This is a genomic window from Paenibacillus sp. FSL H8-0104, from assembly GCF_038050215.1.
GTDB lineage: Bacteria > Bacillota > Bacilli > Paenibacillales > Paenibacillaceae > Paenibacillus > Paenibacillus amylolyticus.
In genome coordinates, this window is sequence record NZ_JBBOTC010000001.1 from 470,101 (window position 1) to 486,486 (window position 16,386).

Consider the following 16,386-nt stretch of genomic DNA (forward strand, 5'->3'; position numbering starts at 1 on the left):
CATGGTGGATACACCAAGAATTGATGATGAAACATACCGTCTGATGTCGGAACTGGCTTATGAAAATGCCAAAGCAGGTACTGAATATGCGAATCTACCAGGCTGGCAAGTGCTTGAGGATACGCATGGCAACGGTTATTCCGGGTTTGACGCAGTGACTTTTTACAATCCGGAAACGGGGCAGGCGGTCATTTCTTACCGAGGAACAGAAGGAAGTGCCGGATGGGATCGTAAAGGGCCTGATTTTCTGGCGGATGGTCAGATTGCGATCCCCGAACTGGGCAGAAAAATTGAACAATCTACCGATTTCACACCCGATTGGTTGTCAGGTGGAATTCAAAAGGTAAAAGACGTCACCGGGCTGACTCATTTGGATAATGCGGTGGGTGAGCTGGATAGACAGATTGATAAAAAGCTGAATCCTTTTCCAAATCAAATGTACGAAGCAGAAGACTACGCGAAGGATATGCAGAACAAATACAAGAATTTAGACTTCTCTCTGACAGGGCATTCATTAGGCGGCGGAAATGCTCAGTATGCAGCAGCGCATACGGGAATGACGGCAGTAACCTTTAGTGCGCCATCTGTAATATCCAGCTTGACTCCATCACTGAAACGCAAGGCAGAAGAGGGTGGATTCGATAATCAGATCGTAAACTTTGGTCACCCGGGTGACTTTGTCGCCAGTGGATTCTTTGGTGGCTATGATCGTCATGTGGGTTCCATGTATTACATCAACTCTAATTACAAGGACATGAATGACAACATGAGCATGGGAGATAAGATGGGTAACACCTTTGGTGGGAAGGAATACCACGACCTGAAGCAGTATCAGTTCGAGAATGGTTATATTTCCAATGATCTATACGACCCTACCACTGGTGAGAAAATCAATAAAACTCCCCGTGAACCTTCCAATATCATGACGGAGCTTGCGGATGTTATGCGTAGCTTTGGTGTGCAGACTAGCAAGATGGTTGCAGGTGTTGGCTCAGTGGGGGGAGCTTCCGGACTAATTCAGGTAACGCCGGAAGAACTGAAAAGTGTCGCTTCACGGTGGAAGCAAAATGCACAACAGTGCAATGCGGAGCTGAATCAGGTGCGAACCCGCATGGCCCAATATCTGCATACGAGCCGCAGTCGCAGACTGGAGCCAATTGTCACCCAATTGGACGCATCCATTCATGAGCTTGGCACATGGCATATGAAACACACCAGCCAGTTCCTGAACTTTATTGATGAGAAGGCGGATGCTTTCCGGCAGGCTGACGAGAGTCCGGTTCATTTTTAATTAGGATTTCTGGGTGGCTAGCGTTGATATCACGTACATAGGGGAGGGGAACACGAGTGGGTGGACAATTGCTGGTGGAATTGAATGATCTTCGGATTGCGGAAAAAGAACTGACACAGCTGCTTGCCCGTCTGCAAGCCGATGAACAGGAAGCGCGGGCGCTATATAGTCGGCTGAACGATTGGAAAGGCCAGTCCGCAGATCATACAAGACAGCAGATTGAAGAGTTTTTTGCGGGCCTGTCCAGACGTATTCAATCCATTGAACAGCAGAAGAAAAGCTTGCTGCAATACATTGAGATCATGATCCAGACGGATCAGGAACGCTAAAGGGTGGTAAGGCTGATGCCAAATTGCGGATGGTAATCAGCGTGGATAAGAGTGTGACCGTGGAGCGGCATGATTAGTGCCTTAACCACGGATTGTAAAGAACATGGGTAGCCAATCAAAATGATGATAGCTAAAAAGCCTACGGCATATCGGGTTTGAACCCGTATGCCATAGGCTTTTTGTTATCTGAATTTTTCTCAGGTTTTCGTAAAACTGTAAGTTAGTTCTTAACGTTTTTTGCGACGTGTAGCCAACGCAATCCCCAAGAAGGACAAGATCAGGGCCAGAATGGATACGATCAATGTTGCTTGTTGAAGCTTCAGCGTACCCGGGTCTGTATCCGTGTTGTTTGGTTCACCTGTAACGGTGTCATTGAGTGCATCGCCCAACGTAGTGTCATCGTTTGCTTTGCTATCGTCGGTAGCTGCATTATCCCCAGTGGCTCCTTCTGTACCTGCACTATCATGTCCTCCACCTGCCGTAGCATTATCAGCAGCAGCCGGATCTTCACTAATCGTTGTGATACTGTGCGGGTTGGCATCACTTGGTTGGCCTGTCCATTCTACGATGCTGCCGTCGCTGTAGTATTGGAAGGCATCCCAAGCTACTTCAGCTTCCGCCTTAGGGTTCTGTGCAACGAAGTTGAACTGCTGGAATTGTCCTGCCAGAATGCCTTCGTTATCGCCGTCAATCTCCCACGTAATCGATGTTACTTCATTGGAATCGTTCTTCTCTGTAGTGATTTTCCAGCCTGCCAGTGGTTGATATTGCTTGAATGCAACACCTTCTGGAACTTTCATCGTGATTTTGGTTGTAGGCAGTTCTTTCTCGGATGGAATCTTAATGGTGTACGTCTGCCATGCACTTGTCTGTGCAACGGATGGGCTAACGGTAACGTGAGCGCTCGCGAATCCGGCGAATAACATGAATGCTGCGGTACCTGTTGCAATAGTGGATGTTAGTTTGGAAATCCATGATGTTTTCTTCAAAATAAATAACCCCTCTCAGTTCTTATCATATATGATGCGGCCCATTTTCTTAAATGAGTGTCTACGTTCTGCAAAGACACCGCTTCGGTTACGATTGGTTCTTTCGAGTGATTAAAAGCTTACACTTGCTACTTCGATGACAGAATAACCTTCCGATCGCTGTTATCCCCAGATTTTTTGATTCCCTTTTCTTAAAGGGTAAAATCTGGTGATAGCATATGCTTCCGAAGCAGCTTTCTTTCAGAAAGCTTTTAGGCGAACGCTTCGCTTCTTCAGGTTTTTTCTGTCCTCTCCGTTCTCGTGTAGATCAGAAAGCTTTTAGCTTCGCTTCTCCAGAATCAATTCGTTCCCTTTACTACATTTGCAGTTTGTAGAAACACTCATTTTAGATTGGGTCACTTTTCAATATAAACGTTGTGTAACTATGGCTTGGCGGTATCGATCTCAAATTCGGCATCCAGTGCATCCAACGTCTTGGTCAGGAGATGTACCTTGATATTCCAACGTCCAGGCATGGAGATGTAATCTTCAGCCTTGTACACACCGGTGTCGTTTTTCGGAATGGTAATCTCATAGATCCCCATATCCATGTCCAGATGTGTGAGTGACAGTGTGATCTGTTCCAGATCGTTAACGATACTTCCATCTGCCCGTTTCACATCAACTTCGAATTGGTTCTCTCCCGTTATATTGGGACTCGCCTGAAGTGTGATCGCCGAGCCGTCTTCTGTAGTCTTTGTCTCCTGATACGGTCCGACCGCAGCGGGTTGTCCTGGAGACAGGTGTGTCAGTACGGCAGCAAGAGCGAGAATGACAGCACCGGTGGCAAGTTCCGCTTTCAGGCTGCCGGATAATCTGCTTCCTGTTGCTGCTCTTGCCAATCTGGCATGACGCCAGGCGAAGACAAGCATTACAATAAGCAGGACGATCTTGCCGATCAGGACAAGGCCATAAGCTGTAGTGAACAGGGAAGTCAGCACAGGTGCTGGTAGAATAATCAGACTGCTGTATATCCCTGTAGCAACCAGAGCGGCTACGGCGCCAATTCCCCAGGCGGTAAACCTGCGAATAGCAACCCAGTAGACCTCTCCTCGCACCTTCGATGGCAGCTTATCCGCCAGTGGAGGCAAACATATCGCCATGGCGGTTAGTGCGCCAATCCAGAAAGCGGCACCGATCAGATGCACGAAGTCCATGGCAATCGCGAGAGCACGTTGATCCGCCGCAGCCGGATGTCCCGTCATGGCATGCGTGAACAGCCATCCAAGCACGAGCACAAGTGAGCCATAGGAAGACCAGATGCGAGCACGGATGGATCGATCGCGATCATATCCGGAGAGAATCGTGACGGCCAGCAACATTACAATGAGTATTTGTAACATCCAGATCTGACCAAAGGATGTCAGCTTGAGCGCACTTCCGATCAGTGCCCAGCTTAGTTCGTTCAGAGCCACACCAGATTCATATAACGTATTCAGTGGCAGGCTGACCAGAGCGGCAAAGGAAGCAGCAGCATAACTGATCCATAACAATCTGTAGCTGCCCGGAACGTCCATAGGTTCTCTTGTCATGGATGTCGGTGCGATTCGCAGCAGTAAGAATGCAAGTGTCCCCAGAATGACAGACAATCCGAGATACTGAATCCAGTCTGTCAGGGATACAATCCATTTCAGCGGCCCACCTGTTGAACCGGAACCGGATGTAAGATCACTCAGTCCGGCAGGAGAACCGGATGGTTCACCGATATGGAAAACATACGCCCCTTGAATTGGGTGTCCATCGGCAGATACAGCTTTCCAGTTAACGGCATAAGTCCCGTTCCCGAGTCCAGCTTGCAGGCCAGTCTCCAGAATATGAGGGCGATCCACATCAATCTTTACATTTCCATCGTCTGCCTGATTGCCGTCAGGGCCGGTTATTTTGATATCATAAAAGGCCGTCTGCAAGGATTCGTTGAACTCCAGCGTCAGCCGCTCCGGAGCAGCTACGAGGATCTCATTTTCTCCTGGCGAAGCCTTAACAATATAAGCATGGGCAGATGCCCACTGTGGCATAACAAGGCAACATACGAGCAACAGACAGGTGACCAATGCCCAGTGCCGTTTGCCCCATTTCAGGGTAAAGCGTGTAAAAATCAAAAAATCATCACCCTCAGGTTATAGATTTGTAGTCATTCATGGTCCTTAAACACAATCTAAACCATTATAACTTTGTCCAAAATGACTGCGTATGACTACATTGGGCTATAAAAAAACGGTTTGGTCTACATAATTGTGACAAAAGCATGAATGCTATGTCATTTCTCACCTATGTCGGAAGCATCATTGACTCCGAATTAACAATGTTTATTTGCGAAGTTTACGTCCTGCAAGCCCGCTTTCTAGTGCGTAGCGGGTGAGTTGTACCCGGTTTTCAAGCTGGAGCTTCTGCAAAATGTTTTTGAGATGATTCTTCACCGTCTGGTCTGAAATACCGAGTTGATCGGCAATCTCCCGATTGGTATATCCCGCAGATACCCATTGCAGAATCTCAAGTTCCCGCGCCGTTAGCGGGTTATCTTGCACATCTTCACTGCGTGGTGCGGGGAACTCCTGCAAAATCCGGTAGGCCAGTTCTTTACTGAGCGGTGCGTCGTCACTGACGATGGCGCGCAGGTATTCAAGCCAGGTGGAAGGCGTTAGATTTTTGAGCAAATAGCCTTGAGCGCCTTGTTTCAGTGCTTCGAACAGAAACGTCACATCATCCGATACCGTGACCATAACAACAATAACATAAGGGAATCGCAGCTTGATCTGACGGGTGGCTTCCAGCCCATCCATGCCCGGCATCTGCACGTCCATCAGGATCAGGTCGGGCATCCATTGTCCGGTGAGCTCCAGCGCTTCCTGTCCATTCGAAGCTGTACCAATCACTTCAAACAGGCTGTCCTCGGATAAAATGCTACAGATCGCTTCACGCGCATGCGCATGATCATCAACAACCAATACACGTACATGTTCCATATTAAGCATGCTCCTTTCCTATCGTCATTCGTGTATGCCCCGGTCTTGAATCGAGGGTGAAAGACCAACCCATCTCGGCAGCACGCTCCTTCGTAATTCGCAGTCCGTACCGATCCTTCAGATGAAGAGGATCTCCACTTAGTCCATTCCCATTATCCTGAATATAAATGAACCAGGCAATTGGGTTACCTTCCGCGTGAACCTGAACGCGGGTAGCCTGCGCATGTTTGCGTACATTCAGTAGTCCCTCCCGGATACAAGCGAGCAGTTCCACTTGTTCCTTGGCAGAGAACGTTACACCCTTGAGGTCCCAATGAATCTGTGCACCAGGTACCGTTTCCTTGACAAGCACTTCGACCTGCGCATGCAGTGAAATAATTTCTGATGTTACCGTAGAGGCAGGAACAAAACGCAACTGGGCAATAGCTTGCCTTACATATGTATTGACTTCATGCACGGTTTTTTGAATCTCCTGGATCTCATGCTCATGTCCGCTGCCTGCCAAACTACGGCCTGCTTTATCGGTCTTCACTGAGAGCAGGAAAAGAGACTGAGATATGCCGTCGTGAAGTTCTCTTGCCAATTGGTCACGAGCTTCCAGCGCTGCTTTTGCTGCACGTTCCTGCTCCAGAGCAGCCCTGGCACCTTCGAGCATGTGGAACAATCGGCTGAGCAGTGTCACGCTGACGAGGTAAACGATGACGGGTGTTAACCAGTTTCCAGCATCCATCGAAAGGTATGGCATCAGAAACTGATGGCGAATGTATTCCCAGATGCCAACCGTGAATGTGGGGATCAGCAGAATCATCCATTTAATTTGTTTATAGGACATGAATGCAGAACTCCTTTGATCTAGGATTAGCTTATTTAGGTACTTTAATTTATACAGGGATGGGATCATTATAACCCAAGCTTGTCCAAGACCCTAGTCTGTGTCTTTGGAGAAAGCTGGGGAGGATCAGGGAGTATTTAGAAGGATATCTAAGAACGACAAGGGGTGAAATGTTGTCACGCTAGGTGAGGGTTGGTGTGACCAGCTGAGGAAGGCTGAGTCCGTTTTCCCTATCGGAGAAGGTCCTCTATACTTAATATAGAACGTGAATTCATTACAAAACATGTTAAGGAGTGAAGCAACAACATGAGTCAAGAAGTATTGGAACGTCGCAGTGAATTGCTCAAAAAGAACATTCATCAGATGCTTGTTCAAGACAATCAGCACGGTATCAGTCGCCAAGACAACATGTTTTTGCAGCAGATGATTAAAGAGCTGCATCAGACCTCACATGAGCTGAATACCAAATCTTAATGTAGAATCTGCACGAGAATGAAGTTGTCTGGTGTACGATTCATTCCATGAAAATGAAAATGGCGCTATCTCCGATCAGACCGGGGATAGCGCTTTTACTTTTTCTGGGCTTATAGAAGAAGTTCTGTTTATTTTACTGCAACTGTTGCTGAGCGGTTCTTTTCTCAATATATTGAATGAACAACTCGGCAAGCTCCGGATCAAACTGTGAACCCGAACATGAGCGTAGCTCCCGAATGGCTTCTTCCACGTTCTTGGTTTCCTGATACGGCCGCTCTGTCGTCATGGCATCAAAGGAGTCAATCACGGTCAGCATCCGGCAGAGCCGGGGAATCTCGTTACCCTTCAGGCCGTAAGGATAGCCTTTGCCATCATAGCGCTCGTGGTGAAGTTCAATATAAGGAATCAGATCGGCGAAGCGATCGTTCGTGATCACCATTTTTTTGCCCCAGGTGACATGTCCTTTGATCGTTTCCCATTCTTCTGCGGTGAGCTTGTCCTTTTTGTTCAAAATGGACCAAGGAATCTCCAGTTTGCCGATGTCATGAATCAGTGCTCCCAGGACGAAACGACGTTTTTCCGCATTGTCCAGTGCGAGCAATTCACTGATATCCAGTGCATATTTGTAGACCCGTTTGGAATGTTTAAACGTATCCATATCCTTGTATCTGAACAGATTGAGTTGCTGTTCGATGTCACGAACGTCCTGTACCAGATCAATCTCGTGTTCCATGCCATCATTGCTGCCGTGGCGGTGCACGTTGTTCTTGCCCTGTTTCTTCGCATAATATAGTGCTTTATCCGCCTGATCCACAAGCTGGGATTTGTTATACATATCCACCTGATAGGGCGCGACGCCAGCAGAGAAGGAGAGACAACCGTGTGGAAACACTTCAACGCCTTCAAACGGCGTGTCGTTCAGTTGTTTACGCAGCTTGTTCATAAACCTGTAGGATTCGTCCAACTCCATGCCTGGCATGAGCAAAGTGAACTCTTCTCCTCCATAACGAAAGGCGGTAACAGGTGTGCCTTCCGTCTTTCGCATTAGAAAATCCCCCAGCAGGGCTAGCAGACTGTCACCTTGAAGGTGGCCAAACCGATCGTTATACTTTTTGAAATCATCAATATCAATAAGCCCCAGACAGAGCTGGGTTCCCTGCGTTCGAGCGTTAGTCAGTTCGCTTTCTAACATGCTTTCGAAATAACTATGGTTGAACAGACCCGTACGTTGATCCGTGTTGGCCTTTTCCTCAATCGTCTGATACATCACGAACAACTGCCTGAATGCATGGGAGAGCAGAATGCTAAGACTTAGATACAACAACAGGCCAAGTACGCCATTGTGCACAACCAGAATTGTCAGGACCAGCGCCAGAATCAGCGTACACAGATAAACCAGCAGGGATTCGGTAACGAATGCCCGCTTCATCTGCTGTAATGCATCCTTTGTTGAGAAATGAAAGAATAAGCCAAGTGTGATTGTGTTGATGATGAAGTAGGCTGCGAGTGCTGCAAAATAAGGAATCAAGTTATAGTCGTCCAGAGTTCCCGATTGCCCGCCAGTCCACTCAAACACGGCTGCTGCTCCCGTAATCATGATACTGTAGATGCTGAAATTGACAATATGTTTCCACCAGGTGAGCTTGCGCTCTTTGATTAACAAAATGATGGAGACAGGTAGCAGTACAGATAAACTGAAAGCTCCGCCAAACATGAATATACAGGCAAGGTATACCGATGAATCCATGGATTGCTGATTACCTTTGGGTGGAATCTGGAACGTGAAATAATCCAGAATTAACGCCGCACCCAGCATGGTGTAGACCATAACCCAATCCGCCGTGGTTAGATGAAGGTAAGACCACTTGTTCATGTATAAAAAAACACCGATCCCGGTACAACTAAGCAAAATAACATACATACTGCTTCGATCTGCCTTATGGATAAGGTTACGAATAAAGTTCATAAAAAATCTCCTGCTTGAGTTTAGTCTACTCTTGATGTGTATATAGTTGGTTTTCTTCTATAGGGATATACTATATAGATGTATAACATACCAAGTTGCCTGCCAAAAATCCAGACAGAAAAAACAGGCCGCTGGCAGCCTGTTTGTCTTGTTTGGCGGTATGGATACTAGCCGCCCAGCTTGTATCCCGAAGTTAATGCTACAACGACAGAAGCCACGATGATTGCGTTGATGACAATGCGGGAATATTTCACACCTTCAAATTTTTTCATGGAGAAGACCTCCCTTCCTTGGAGTCTACCTGTTTTCTTCAAGCCTGATGAGTTTTAGCAGGTTGCACAGCCTTTTTGTCCCGATTCACCATCATGTATTGAATAAAAAGGAATATGCCAATATTCATGACCACATCACCGATGCTGATGACCTGAGTCCGTGGATAAGGGCTGGAGAGTGGGATGATATCACCGAGAAAAGGCAGATTTGTAGATGCATCCATCATAAAATGCTTTGATACGGCGCCGCCTTCCCTGAGCATGTCTACATAGTAGGGGCCCAGTACAGCGGAGGCTTCCACAGAAACAGGCATGCGCCCACCGTTTACAGCCATAACGGCAAAATTGAGAAATACCCCAATCCAGATGAGCATGAAACCGGTATGGTGTCTGTTGAGCCACAGGAAAGCGAGCCCTGTAATGTAGACGGCAGCAAAGAGATATCCATTAATGGATGCCACCCATTCGAATCGTTCCTGGAGATAGAAAATAAAGAACTGGATTAGTAGCAATACAGGGAAAATCCAGCCACTTCGCAGCTTGAGTGCTGCAAACTGGTTGAGCCCATGCCGCAACCCGCCCCGAAAAAATCCAACGATCAAGCCTAGTAGAATACCGTCATATACCATGGAGTAACTCCTGTTCGTGCGGAGATATGCAATATGATTGCGTGTTTGTGTACATAAAGGATTCGACCTTATATTGGTAATTCCTGCATGAGAAAAATGATTTTGTAGAAGAAATTTGCAAAATGCTGAACAAAAAACCGCCTTTACGAATCTAGGGGTCGAACCCCTGTAAAATTCGGTAAGGACGGCTACTTATGGTGCCAAAATACGAGCTTTAATTCGGTTGAAGACGGAATTTATTTTATTCAGATCCACCGTTCAGATAGTTGAAGAAAGGCTGGTCCACCCAGAAGTCATACGTCGTAATGTCCGCATCAGGTGCCAGTTTCAGGAAACCTTCCCGAATGGATTTGGCATTTTCTTTCAGAGAGAAGGACTGAGCATAGTAATTGCCAAGCGCGATCTTATTATTGGAAATGACAGGGTAGTTCGCCAATGCGGTTGGTGAATAATACAGCGGTTGCCACCAGGAGCTGAGAATCAGTGGAGATGTACTGTCACTATTCTTTTTGGCATATTTCAGCACAATGTCGTTGAAGCGAACTTTGTCTGCCACATTGTTGAACTCGAACTGAATATCATATTCCTTCGCAGAAGCAATATAGTTACCGTTCTCGATCTGTGTCACTTTATAGTCTGGCGTTTCCTTCGGCTCGCCCCATTCCTTCAAATAAATGAAGGCAGATGTCTTCGGCTGGAATTGCACATCAGCATCAATACCTTCGCTACGCAGCAAACCAACCAACTGTACAGCATGTTGAATATTATCGTGGCCGTAGGTAAGTGTCAGTTCATCGATAAAGTTGGAATCAAAGCGGCTATCCTTCAGATTGTAACCTGTTACGAGATCATCTCGCAGCGCCTGATCCACAATCTTTCTCAGCTCAGGTGATTCGATCAGATCCGCTGTGCGATATGCAGCATACAATTTGGAATAGATGTCCGCATCGCCGGAACGCCCAATCTCATGTTTGTATTTCCCTTGACTGACCAGTACACGTCCAAGCAAAGTATTAGCGAAATCTTTACTTGCTACGCCACCCTTAAGGAGAGCGGGGTATAGGCTTTCAGGAATCAGGCCTGTATCGATCGCAGCAGCCAGCTCCTGTGCGGCTTGTCCCTGAACACGGTTTGGGCTAATGCCAGCTTTGGCAAGCGCTTTGGCTGTTTTCTCTGCAGGATAAGTATAAGCCAGTTCCTTGAATCCGGCTGCTTTCACCGCGATGAAGACCGCTGCATAAGTGCTCAGTTGATCCTTGGCACGTACTTCTGTACCCGTAAGAACCCCATTATTGTATAAGGATACGGCAGCATCATATGAAGAATCACCAGAAGACAGATCGGTAAAGACAGGAGCTTTGGCTTCACTGTCACTTGCTTGAGTTGCTTCCGTGATGGCTGCAATGGCTTGAATGAAATCACCTTTGGTAATCTGTTGCGGCAATTGAATGTTGTATTTCGCTTGCAAGAATTGAGCAAAATCCGCTGCGCTTTCCGTATAGGCAACTGGCGCCTGAGCTACCGGTCCTTTGACACTTTGTGAGGTGGCGGGTTTAGCCGGAGTTGCAGATGCTGCAGAAGTGGAAGCGGGCAAGCTAAGGCTGCCGAGTGTTACCGGAGCGGCGAGTAGGGCCGCCAAAGTGATCTGGGTGATTTTTTTCAAATGAATAGCCTCCTTAAAATGGGTTGGAAAATAATCAGCTTTGGGTCATAATTCTGACAATTCCTATAAGAATAGAATAATTGGATTGACTTTAGCACGGAGACGCGCTGGATGTCAACGAAAAAAAGCTTGATACAGAACGGTTTCCAAAGCTTGGTAGAAAGCGAATTGTCAATTATATTCTATTTGAGTGTATACGCTCAAAGATTTATTGACAAGGATCGACAGTATCCGCTAGGATAAGAAAAAAGAATGTTGAAAAGGGGTATTTTCAAAATGAAAAGAGGTTTATCGTTCGTCTTATCGATCATCATGTTGGCTATTTTGTTGGCAGCTTGTGGGAATTCGGCTTCCAAAGACGAACAATCCGCCCAAGGCAGTGATTCGGAGAAATCTCTTCGGATGGCCCTCGTACTTCCCGAAAAAATAGGGGTTAACCCTTTCTTTGTACAGATGGATGAAGGTTTCAAAAAAGCAGGCGAAGAATTCAAAGTAGATACCAAGACGATTGAATCGACAGACCCGGCAGCATTTGAACAAAATCTGCGTGCTGCGGTTGCCGAGAATTATGATCTGATTATTACAGCAACTTTCCAGGCAGAAGATGCATTGAAGAAAGTCGCAGCAGAGAATCCGGACAAGTCCTTTGCGATTGTAGATACAACCGTTGATCTTCCTAACGTTCGTAGCGTTGGTTTCCGTGAATATGAAGGGGCGTACCTGCTCGGTGCAGCTGCTGGATTGTCCACCAAAACAGACAAAGTCGGCATGATCGCAGCAATGGATGTACCATTGATCAAGAAATATACGGAAGGTTTCAAAGCTGGATTGGAATCCGTGAATCCGGGTGCAGAATTCCTCGTGAACTATGTAGGTGGATTTAATGACCCAGCCAAAGCAAAAGAATTGGCGCTGGTACAATTCGGCAAAGGCGCTGACTTCATCGCTGGCGCATCCGCTGTAGGTGATCTCGGCGTGTTCGAAGCAGCCAAAGAAAAAGGCTTCTACACTTCCGGTCAGGATACGGACCGTACTGTTGAAGACCCGGAACATATCGTATTGTCTCAATTGAAGTCAACCGATACGGTTGCTTATGAGACTGTGAAAGATTTTGTAGAAGGCAACTTCAAAGCAGGCGCAGTTAACTACGGTTTGAAAGAAGACGGTGTAGGCCTGACGTACGTTACACGTGACAGCGAATCTCCATTGAATGCTTTTGTCGGACAAGAAGTGATCGACAAGGTTAAAGCAATCAAGGATGATATCGTATCCGGCAAAATCGTAGTCAAAGATCCATTGCAACAATAGTTTTGAATGTTCTTTTCAATGAATGAGTGATGGAAATGATCAGCCGGCTGCCCGATCAGGCAGCCGGTTTTGCTGCTATTAAATGACCGAGACCGAGAGGAGCGAACGCAAGATATGCTGTTGGAGATGGAGCAGATTACGAAGAAATACGGCAGCTTCACCGCTAATCGTGACATCCGTTTTAATTTGCGTGAGGGAGAGATTCATGCCCTTGTCGGTGAGAACGGGGCCGGTAAAACAACCTTGATGCGTATGCTGTATGGTATGGAACAGCCCACGTCAGGCACAATCAAAGTCCGTGGACGTGAGGTGAGCTTTGCCACGCCGTCCCAGGCGATGGCAAGTGGCATCGGTATGGTGCATCAGCATTTCATGCTGTTCCCTTCCTTTACGGTGGCGGAGAACATCGTGATTGGACGCGAACCGGCTAAGGCATGCGCATTTGACCGCAAAAAAGCAGCGGCTCAGGTGAACGAGCTTGGCAGACAATATGGCATGCCGGTTGACCCATGGAAAAAAGTGTCCGAGTGCCCACTTGGCATGCAGCAGCGAGTTGAAATTCTCAAGGTGCTACATCAGGGCGCAGACATCATTATATTGGATGAACCTTCGGCGGTACTGACACCGCTGGAAGTGAAGGAACTGCTGGCGAACATGAAATCGCTCGCCAAGCTGGGCAAAACCTTTGTACTGATCACGCACAAGCTGCAAGAAGTCATGGATGTAGCAGACCGGATCACGGTGCTTCGGGATGGTCAGGTGACAGGTACGTTGGAAGCCAAAGATACACATGTGGAGGAATTGTCCCGTCTGATGGTTGGTCGTGAACTTGTGCGTATGGACAAGCAACCATCGGTACCAGCGGAAGCGGTGCTTCAGGTGGAAGGGGTTAATCTGTCCGGAGCGAAGGATCGTTCGGCGCTCAAGGACATCCATATGGAAGTTCGTAAAGGTGAGGTCGTTGGCATAGCAGGCATCTCAGGTAACGGCCAGTCGGAACTGATTCAGGTCATTGCTGGACTGCGTAAGGCGGATAGTGGTCGCGTTGTACTCTCCGGGCAGGATACAACCAACTGGCCGGTACGGCGCATTCGGGAGCATGGACTTGCTCATATCCCGGAAGATCGTTACATGTGGGGAGCGGCCAAGGATGCGAGTGTTCGCGAGAACGGGCTGATGGGACACCATCATCGCTTGCAGTCACGCGGTATTATCAAAGCCAAAGCAGCAAGAATAATGGTAGAGAGTTGGATCCAACAGTTCAGCATCAAGACGGGTTCTGCGGAGACCAAGGCACAGTTTCTGTCTGGAGGAAACTTGCAGAAGCTGATTGCTGCCCGTGAATTTGCACAGGATACACCGTTTCTGATTGCAGCCGAACCGACTCGTGGTGTGGATATCGGAGCGATGGAGACAATCCATGCTGAATTGCTGCGCAAACGTAGCGAGGGCGCGGGTATTCTGCTCATTTCATCGGAGTTGTCCGAAATTTTGCAATTATCTGATCGGATTATTGTCATGTATGAAGGCGAAATTGCCGGAGAACTGAGAGCAGAGGAAGCAACTGAGGAACAGATCAGCTTGTTAATGGCAGGAGGGAAAGAGCGGATATGAATCGGGTAAAAGAAACACTTCGCGGACTCGTGCAGCCGCTGCTTGCCGTATTCATCGGTCTGATTGCAGGGGCTGTGGCAATTCTGATCGTTGGCGGTAATGTGGTGGATACGTATGCGGAGATGTGGAAAGGGGCCTTCGGCAACTTCTACTTCTTCACCAATACGTTGGCTCGTTCCACACCAATCATCTTGGCGGGGCTTGGCGTAGCATTGGCATTCCGTGCCGGATTCTTCAATATGGGAGCCGAAGGCCAGATGATTCTTGGCGGGCTTAGTGCCGCGCTCACGGCGCTCTATCTGCCAGGGCCAGGCTGGTTTGTGTGTATTGCTGCGATTGTGGCAGGTATTATTGCCGGGGGAATCTGGTCCCTGTTTGCAGGCTGGCTGGATGCACGCTTCGGGATGAACTTGTTGATCACAACCTTACTACTTAACTATATTGCCATTTATTTCGGGGGCTACATGGTCTCCTATCCATTTAAGGACCGCACAGGATCTGCAGCAATGGCTCAGACACCCATGATTGACCAGAGTATCTGGTTGCCGAAGTTGTTCCAGGGCATGGGGCTGCATGCAGGCTTCATTATTGCCATTGTAGCGGCCATTCTGATCTACTGGTTCACACATAAAACGGTGACCGGTTACGAGATCCGCATGCTCGGAAGCAACCCGTCCTTTGCAACCTACGGTGGTGTTCGCCGCATTCGCATGATGATGCTGTCCATGGTCATCAGTGGTGGACTTGCTGGACTCGCGGGTGCGGGGGAAGTGCTCGGTACACAGTACCGTTTCCTTGATGGCTCATTGTCATCGGCAAGTTACGCATGGAGCGGCATTATGGCCACGTTGCTTGCCCGCTCGCATCCACTCGGTACAGCTGTAGCAGCTATTTTGCTGGCTGCGCTACAGACGGGTGCCATGGGGATGGAACGGAACACGGATGTACCGCTGGAAGTTGGCAGTGTCATCCAAGCTGTATTGACGTTATTTGTATCAGCTCAGATCGGTTATTCATTCCTGAAGCGGAGAAAGGAGAAAAAGTCCAATGCAACAACTGTTTGATGCAGCCATGTTTGGCTCAACCTTGCGGATTATGACTCCAATCCTGCTTGCAGCGCTCGGTGGGGCTTTATGTTCTCGTGTCGGTCTGTTTAACGTGGGTCTCGAAGGACTGGTGCTGATAGGTGCGTTCTCCGCTATTGTCGGTAATTATCTGTTTGGCAATGTGCTGCTGGCGGTACTCTTTTCCATTATAATTGTGATGTTATTCTCGGCGCTCTTTGCCTTTATAAGCATTAATCTGAAAGCCAACGCCATCGTGGTCGGGATCTCGCTTAACTTCCTGGCTGCGGGGGTGACGACCTTTGCATTGCGTGCGATTTTTGATGTAAAAGGTGCATACTACGACAAAGACATGGTGGGACTTCCCAAGTGGGATATTCCGCTGATTAAGGACATTCCGTGGGTCGGCGATGTAATATCGGGACATAGTCCGCTGGTTTACCTCGGTATTGTGCTCGTGATTGCACTACAATTTTATCTGTTCAAAAGTGTATCCGGCTTCCGCCTGCGCTCCGTCGGTGAGAACCCGATTGCAGCACAGAGCATCGGGATCAAGGTACGTGGCATCCAGTATGGTGCCGTTCTGATGTGCGGTGTGTTGTGCGCTCTGGCTGGAGCACAGTTGTCGCTCGGTCAGGTGACGATGTTTACCGAAGGCATGACTGCTGGTCGTGGTTTTATAGCGCTGGTGGCAACAATGTTAGGACAAGCGAATCCGCTTGGCGTGATGGGCTCCAGTGTACTGTTTGGTTTCATGGAAGCATTGAGTATTCGTCTGCAAGGATTCTCCCTGCCAACGCATTTCACGTTGATGCTGCCGTATATTGTGACGCTGGTCGCGATGTTCTTTTTCAAAGACCGTACCTATGCACAGGATGCACTGAAAGCGGGCGGAAGCTCGCGTTAATTCTGAATGTCTATGTTAGAGACAGTAAAAGAAGGAGGAATTCCAC

General features: G+C 47.9%; 14 protein-coding genes. 7 read left to right on the top strand and 7 right to left on the bottom strand.

Annotated elements, in window-relative coordinates; all coding sequences use genetic code 11:
• Window position 1 precedes the first annotated feature (1 nt).
• Together NST38_RS02240 and NST38_RS02245 are read left to right on the top strand one after the other, a co-directional pair.
• Complete coding sequence (locus NST38_RS02240) at window positions 2-1,291, top strand: lipase family protein (protein WP_083685044.1); 1,290 nt, start codon at window positions 2-4, stop codon at window positions 1,289-1,291.
• Window positions 1,292-1,347: 56 nt separating this feature from the next.
• Window positions 1,348-1,620, top strand: coding sequence for a hypothetical protein (locus NST38_RS02245; RefSeq protein WP_017691024.1), 273 nt, complete (start codon window positions 1,348-1,350; stop codon window positions 1,618-1,620).
• A 227-nt stretch (window positions 1,621-1,847) separates the two neighbouring features.
• Here NST38_RS02245 and NST38_RS02250 read toward each other — a convergent pair whose 3' ends face one another.
• The 4 genes from NST38_RS02250 to NST38_RS02265 all read right to left on the bottom strand — a co-directional run bounded on the left by NST38_RS02250 (window position 1,848) and on the right by NST38_RS02265 (window position 6,443).
• Window positions 1,848-2,609: a YcnI family copper-binding membrane protein gene (locus NST38_RS02250; RefSeq protein ID WP_076253891.1), complete on the bottom strand. Its 762-nt coding sequence runs from the start codon at window positions 2,607-2,609 to the stop codon at window positions 1,848-1,850.
• Between the two features lie 422 nt (window positions 2,610-3,031).
• Complete coding sequence (locus NST38_RS02255) at window positions 3,032-4,747, bottom strand: copper resistance CopC/CopD family protein (RefSeq protein WP_083685041.1); 1,716 nt, start codon at window positions 4,745-4,747, stop codon at window positions 3,032-3,034.
• 207 nt (window positions 4,748-4,954) lie between these two features.
• Window positions 4,955-5,611 carry a response regulator gene (locus NST38_RS02260; RefSeq protein WP_036616682.1) on the bottom strand — a complete coding sequence of 219 codons (657 nt, stop codon included), beginning with the start codon at window positions 5,609-5,611 and terminating at the stop codon, window positions 4,955-4,957.
• Window position 5,612: 1 nt separating this feature from the next.
• Window positions 5,613-6,443 (bottom strand): sensor histidine kinase, encoded by an 831-nt coding sequence (locus NST38_RS02265; RefSeq protein WP_076253890.1) that lies wholly within the window; start codon window positions 6,441-6,443, stop codon window positions 5,613-5,615.
• Between the two features lie 306 nt (window positions 6,444-6,749).
• On the opposite strand from NST38_RS02265, the gene NST38_RS02270 reads away from it, so the two are divergent.
• Window positions 6,750-6,917: a hypothetical protein gene (locus NST38_RS02270; protein WP_017691019.1), complete on the top strand. Its 168-nt coding sequence runs from the start codon at window positions 6,750-6,752 to the stop codon at window positions 6,915-6,917.
• Between the two features lie 133 nt (window positions 6,918-7,050).
• On the opposite strand, the gene NST38_RS02275 is transcribed toward NST38_RS02270, so the two are convergent.
• The 3 genes from NST38_RS02275 to NST38_RS02285 all read right to left on the bottom strand — a co-directional run bounded on the left by NST38_RS02275 (window position 7,051) and on the right by NST38_RS02285 (window position 11,447).
• Window positions 7,051-8,883 carry a bifunctional diguanylate cyclase/phosphohydrolase gene (locus tag NST38_RS02275; protein WP_076253889.1) on the bottom strand — a complete coding sequence of 611 codons (1,833 nt, stop codon included), beginning with the start codon at window positions 8,881-8,883 and terminating at the stop codon, window positions 7,051-7,053.
• 310 nt (window positions 8,884-9,193) lie between these two features.
• Complete coding sequence (locus NST38_RS02280; RefSeq protein ID WP_036616686.1) at window positions 9,194-9,784, bottom strand: DUF5317 domain-containing protein; 591 nt, start codon at window positions 9,782-9,784, stop codon at window positions 9,194-9,196.
• A 241-nt stretch (window positions 9,785-10,025) separates the two neighbouring features.
• Window positions 10,026-11,447, bottom strand: coding sequence for a hypothetical protein (locus NST38_RS02285; RefSeq protein WP_083685038.1), 1,422 nt, complete (start codon window positions 11,445-11,447; stop codon window positions 10,026-10,028).
• Between the two features lie 276 nt (window positions 11,448-11,723).
• Between NST38_RS02285 and NST38_RS02290 the strand changes: the two genes are divergently transcribed.
• From NST38_RS02290 to NST38_RS02305, 4 genes are all read left to right on the top strand, one after another.
• Window positions 11,724-12,755 carry a BMP family lipoprotein gene (locus tag NST38_RS02290; protein ID WP_036616691.1) on the top strand — a complete coding sequence of 344 codons (1,032 nt, stop codon included), beginning with the start codon at window positions 11,724-11,726 and terminating at the stop codon, window positions 12,753-12,755.
• Window positions 12,756-12,869: 114 nt separating this feature from the next.
• Entirely contained in the window at window positions 12,870-14,369 is a 1,500-nt protein-coding gene (locus NST38_RS02295) for an ABC transporter ATP-binding protein (RefSeq protein WP_076253887.1), read from the top strand.
• Window positions 14,366-15,433, top strand: a complete 1,068-nt coding sequence (locus NST38_RS02300) for an ABC transporter permease (protein WP_036616697.1) — start codon at window positions 14,366-14,368, stop codon at window positions 15,431-15,433. Before NST38_RS02295 ends, NST38_RS02300 begins: the two co-directional genes overlap by 4 nt.
• Window positions 15,417-16,340, top strand: a complete 924-nt coding sequence (locus tag NST38_RS02305) for an ABC transporter permease (protein ID WP_017691011.1) — start codon at window positions 15,417-15,419, stop codon at window positions 16,338-16,340. The genes NST38_RS02300 and NST38_RS02305 overlap by 17 nt, the downstream gene beginning before the upstream one ends.
• Window positions 16,341-16,386: the final 46 nt, after the last annotated feature.

Coding starts and splice junctions, on each gene's coding strand:
- NST38_RS02240 (WP_083685044.1), top strand. CDS start 2: ATGGTGGATACACCAAGAATTGATGATGAAACATACCGTCTGATGTCG.
- NST38_RS02260 (WP_036616682.1), bottom strand. CDS start 5,611: ATGGAACATGTACGTGTATTGGTTGTTGATGATCATGCGCATGCGCGT.
- NST38_RS02265 (WP_076253890.1), bottom strand. CDS start 6,443: ATGTCCTATAAACAAATTAAATGGATGATTCTGCTGATCCCCACATTC.
- NST38_RS02270 (WP_017691019.1), top strand. CDS start 6,750: ATGAGTCAAGAAGTATTGGAACGTCGCAGTGAATTGCTCAAAAAGAAC.
- NST38_RS02275 (WP_076253889.1), bottom strand. CDS start 8,883: ATGAACTTTATTCGTAACCTTATCCATAAGGCAGATCGAAGCAGTATG.
- NST38_RS02280 (WP_036616686.1), bottom strand. CDS start 9,784: ATGGTATATGACGGTATTCTACTAGGCTTGATCGTTGGATTTTTTCGG.
- NST38_RS02290 (WP_036616691.1), top strand. CDS start 11,724: ATGAAAAGAGGTTTATCGTTCGTCTTATCGATCATCATGTTGGCTATT.
- NST38_RS02295 (WP_076253887.1), top strand. CDS start 12,870: ATGCTGTTGGAGATGGAGCAGATTACGAAGAAATACGGCAGCTTCACC.
- NST38_RS02300 (WP_036616697.1), top strand. CDS start 14,366: ATGAATCGGGTAAAAGAAACACTTCGCGGACTCGTGCAGCCGCTGCTT.
- NST38_RS02305 (WP_017691011.1), top strand. CDS start 15,417: ATGCAACAACTGTTTGATGCAGCCATGTTTGGCTCAACCTTGCGGATT.